Source organism: Nonomuraea fuscirosea (assembly GCF_003001935.1).
GTDB classification, from domain to species: Bacteria; Actinomycetota; Actinomycetes; order Streptosporangiales; family Streptosporangiaceae; genus Nonomuraea; species Nonomuraea fuscirosea.
This window is the reverse complement of record NZ_PVNG01000074.1, coordinates 1-4,033: the sequence shown is the minus strand read 5'-3', so window position 1 is coordinate 4,033 and position 4,033 is coordinate 1. Positions and strand designations below refer to the sequence as shown.

The 4,033-nt window shown below is 66.2% G+C and carries 7 protein-coding genes; 6 read left to right on the top strand and 1 reads right to left on the bottom strand.

Features of this window, described 5'->3' with window-relative positions; translation table 11 throughout:
- Positions 1-122: 122 nt before the first annotated feature.
- The 6 genes from B0I32_RS56075 (at position 123) to B0I32_RS56060 (ending at position 3,260) form a co-directional block, all read left to right on the top strand.
- Positions 123-647: an ISAzo13-like element transposase-related protein gene (locus tag B0I32_RS56075; protein WP_106253668.1), complete on the top strand. Its 525-nt coding sequence runs from the start codon at positions 123-125 to the stop codon at positions 645-647.
- Between the two features lie 385 nt (positions 648-1,032).
- Positions 1,033-1,530 (top strand): hypothetical protein, encoded by a 498-nt coding sequence (locus tag B0I32_RS58675; RefSeq protein WP_181308972.1) that lies wholly within the window; start codon positions 1,033-1,035, stop codon positions 1,528-1,530.
- Between the two features lie 177 nt (positions 1,531-1,707).
- On the top strand, positions 1,708-2,085 hold the full coding sequence (locus tag B0I32_RS58670; RefSeq protein ID WP_219912577.1) for a tyrosine-type recombinase/integrase: 378 nt from the start codon (positions 1,708-1,710) through the stop codon (positions 2,083-2,085).
- A gap of 1 nt (position 2,086) precedes the next feature.
- On the top strand, positions 2,087-2,365 hold the full coding sequence (locus B0I32_RS56065) for a helix-turn-helix domain-containing protein (RefSeq protein WP_219912576.1): 279 nt from the start codon (positions 2,087-2,089) through the stop codon (positions 2,363-2,365).
- A gap of 12 nt (positions 2,366-2,377) precedes the next feature.
- Positions 2,378-2,737, top strand: a complete 360-nt coding sequence (locus B0I32_RS57350; protein ID WP_181308974.1) for a hypothetical protein — start codon at positions 2,378-2,380, stop codon at positions 2,735-2,737.
- A 73-nt stretch (positions 2,738-2,810) separates the two neighbouring features.
- Entirely contained in the window at positions 2,811-3,260 is a 450-nt protein-coding gene (locus B0I32_RS56060) for a winged helix-turn-helix transcriptional regulator (protein WP_106253666.1), read from the top strand.
- A 278-nt stretch (positions 3,261-3,538) separates the two neighbouring features.
- Here the strand turns inward: B0I32_RS56060 and B0I32_RS61350 are convergent, their stop codons facing one another.
- Entirely contained in the window at positions 3,539-3,664 is a 126-nt protein-coding gene (locus B0I32_RS61350; protein WP_281262702.1) for a hypothetical protein, read from the bottom strand.
- Positions 3,665-4,033 lie beyond the last annotated feature (369 nt).

Below are 4,033 nucleotides of genomic sequence, written 5' to 3'. Positions count from 1 at the left end.
TCAAGTCCCAGGCGCATACTAAGAAGCGAAAGACCGGCTAGGAGTGTCAAGCATCATCCGATGCCAAAGCGTCAAGCATCAAGTGAGACCAGACATTTCGATCTTGAACTCGTTGACGTGGTATGGGCATACCGAGCGAGGTCCGCGATCAGCTCGTCTCCCGGTTCAGGGTGCTGTTTCCGCATTTGAACGAGCGACAGCGGCGTCTGGTGATGGGGCAGGAGGCTCGGCTGCTCGGACATGGTGGGGTGCGGATGGTGGCGTTAGTGGCCGGAGTGTCCGAAACGACGGTCCGCACTGGGGTGTTCGAGCTGGAGGCCGGCGAGGATCCGCTGCCGGACAGCCGCGTCCGTCGTCGTGGTGGAGGTCGCAAGGCCACCGAAGCTCAGGACCCGGATCTGGTGCCGGCACTGCTGACGCTGGTGGAGCCGGATGAGCGCGGAGATCCGATGTCGACGCTGCGCTGGACCACCAAGTCGCTGCGCGATCTGGCCCACGAGCTGACCGGGCAGGGCCATCCAGTCTCGGCGCCGACGGTGGGCCGGCGGCGAGCATCTTGCGGGCACCCTCGCGGACGATCTGATCGATCAGCGAAGCCGAAGCCGGGTTCGGGCTGTCGTCAGCGGGAGGCTCGGGCACTACGGTAAGCGGCACGGGTGTGCCTTCCCGACCGACGCTGCAACGTCGGCCTTATCTCGAAACCATCATCGGATGATCCGGGAAGGTACACCCCTTCCCGGCAGATCCACAGGTTTCGATCATTGCTCCGCTCGGCACGTCACCCGCCTCTATCACCAGGTCCCGGTGCGGCAACGCCGACTGCAGTACTTGGGGTGCGGGTAGTGGCTAACAGCCCTTGAGTTGCTTCGGGTCTCTTCGGTCGCTCTAGCCGCAGGACGTGGGCCTATCTGCTGGCGCTTCGGCTTCTTCGGGTGTTGATGAGATTTCGGGGATTCTGAAGGTCTATCGTCCTGGGTCGTTCGTCTTGCTGTGAGGGTGAGGGCGAGGTGGCCGGAGTTGGCGCTGGCGGTGGTGAAGGATCTTCGGGTGGTGCGGGCCTCGGCCACCGCCGAGGATCTGGAGGCGCTGGAGACCGACGTGCTGGCCGGGTTCGTGCTGGCCCGGGCGGCGGCGGGGCTGTCGGACGGGACGATCTCCTCCGACGTGGTGCATCTGGAGCAGGCGCGGGCCTGGTTGCGCCGGCCGTTGTGGGAGATGGAGCCCGCCGCCGCTGCGTACTTCGGCAAGGTGCTGCGCTCGACTGCGAAGGGCACCCGACTGGCCAGGGCTCAGGCGATCAAGACGTTCTTCCTGTTCCTGGAACTTCGTCACGAGGTCGAGCTCCACCAGATGACCGGCCGCGTGGTCGAGTGCCCGATCGAAGAGATGAACCGGCCGCGTGGCGGTCCGCTGGACAGGCTGCGTATCCCGCCCACCGCCGAGCAGGTGAGCCGGCTGTTCACCGGGTGGCGGCAGGGAGTTGCCGAAAGTTCGCCCCGCCCGCCCGCAACCACACCGCCTGCCGGCTGATGTCGGAGGTTGGGCTGCGCGTGAATGAGGCGTGCAAGCTGGACCTGGCCGGCATCAAGTGGGATCTGGGCCGGTTCGGCAAACTGCATGTCCGTCACGGCAAGGGCGCCCGCGGGTCCGGGCCGCGCGAGCGAATGGTGCCGCTGATCAACAATGCCGCGGCGACGCTGCGCTGGTTTGTCGAGGACGTGTGGGGGCCAGTTCGGCGACGACCATTCCCGGCCCGGAGTGGCGCTGCTGTGGTCGGAGCGCAAGCACACCGACGGGTCGGTGGCTCGCGTCGGTGACGAGACGCTGCGGGTCGCGTTGGCCAGGGCCGCCGCGGCCCATCTGCCGGAATGGGCCGACGTGCTGACTCCGCACGTGCTGCGACACTTCTGCACCTCCCGGCTCTATCAGCAAGGCATGGACCTGATCGCCATCCAGCAGTTGCTCGGCCATGCCTGGATCGCCACCACGATGAAGTACATGCATGTCACCGGCACTCATATCGAGGACGCCTGGGCAGCGGGCCAGCAGCACGCGGCCACCCGGCTGGAAGGACTACGGCGGTGAAGTGGAATCTGCGGCCGGCGGCGGCCAACGGCGGCATCTGGAAGGCCAGCCAGCTGCAGCGGATGCTCGCCGAACACGGCCTGAAGATCAGCTCCGGGAAGATGTCGGTCTGTGGGCGGGCGAGCCGGCCAGCATCAAGCTGGACGACCTCAACGTCATCTGCACGGTGCTGCACTGCGGCGTCGAGGAACTGCTGATCCCCGAACCGGACAAGGTGCGCAAGCCCGATGATCAGCAGGCACCCTGGCGGCGGCCGCGGCCTCGACCGCGCCGATGGTGACACCACGCCAGCGTGACGGCCGCTCGCTGCCGCCTGCCTGAGATGCCGTACTCCGCCGAACGCAGCCCGGCCACCTGCATCGACTGCATGGCCTGCGGCATCTTGAATGGGCGATGCTGCGCCGCCTTCCTCGGCGCGATGTTCGCGGCCAACTGCGGCTACGCCACGCCCGCAGCGGCCACCGACGGGTTTCAGGCGGCGCTATTCCTGGGCGGCGCGACCACCGAAGTTGGGGAACATATTTTTAACCACAGACAAGACCTACGCTGGGCGGATCACCTGCAACTTGTCGTACTGCTTGGGCCACGACGTGAACTGGTCGAGCCCGAGCCTGCCGCAGCTGATGGCGATGAGGCGTCGGCTGGTCGATGAGCCGACGCCGAGACTCGACATGACCGTAACAAGCAGAATTCCTTTAAGGAACTCCAACAGCTAGACTGATTCCATGCAACGCACGAAGTTCAGGGAGATGACCTGCTCCATCGCACGCACCCTCAACGTGATCGGCGAACCCTGGTCGCCGCTGGTCCTGCATGATGTGTGGAACGGTATACACCGGTTCGATCAGCTCCAGGCCCACCGCGGAATCTCGCGCAAGGTGCTGACCGAGCGGCTCAACCACCTCATCGACCAAGGCGTGCTCGAGCGCCGCCCCTACGATAAGCGGCCGCGCCATGAGTATCACCTGACAGCGAAGGGGACCGAGCTGGTCGACCTGCTCATGGTCATGACTCGCTGGGGCGACAGGTGGCTCGCGGGCGAGGCCGGGCCGCCGGTGCTCTACCGCCATCACGCATGCGGCGAGATCAGCCAGGTCGATCTGCGCTGCGCCCACTGCGGTGAGGCGATGCACGCCACCGACGTCGACTCTCTGCCGGGCCCCGGCGCCGCCTGACCGATCCGCAACCAGAGCTGCATGCAGGTGAGTACGGTTCTGGCACCTGAGCCTCAGCCCGTGACGGGCCAATGGCCGACCCGACCGATCCCTGTCGGTGAGCTTCGAGCGGCAAACTGCGCGCTCAGTTGACGACGACGCCGAATCACCTGGACAGGAGGGTGAGCAGGTCTTGCTCGTCTTCACCCCCATGCCACGTGGCCGTCCGGACGCAGCACTGCTGCGGGCACGTCTGAGGCCGCCCAGCCGCACAAGTTACGGTCACGCGCCGCTACGACTCACCCGTCCAGGTCGTCATAGTCGAGGGCGGAGCGCATGTCCCTGAGCCAGACGGTGAAGTCCGTCGGTGGCGACGTCATCCCGCCGTGAACCCGCCGGGCTGCCTGCTCCCTGGTGTAGTCCATGGCCTTCAGGTGGCTTAGGTCCCCGGCGTCAGCGCCGCCCTCACCCGCGAGCGGCCGTCGCACGTTGACCAGAACAACATGCGGGCCGATACCCACGCGCGGCCACCGCAATAGTGATCGACGCGCAGCGATCGATTCCGTTTGTGCGCCGTGGGGCGTTGGGTTGCAGGCCTCGGTCGATGGATTTCTTCCCACGTCCAGATAACGGACGTGCCGAACGGCTTCAGCCGAGAGCCTTAAGTAGGCGGTCGAGCACTGTGCGGTCGCCCTCGACCGACAGCCTGTCGCTGAGTTCCGTCACGGGGATCCCGTCGATCAGCAGGGCTTTGAAGGTGGCGGGATCGGTGCGCAGTGCGGCGTGCCAGCGAG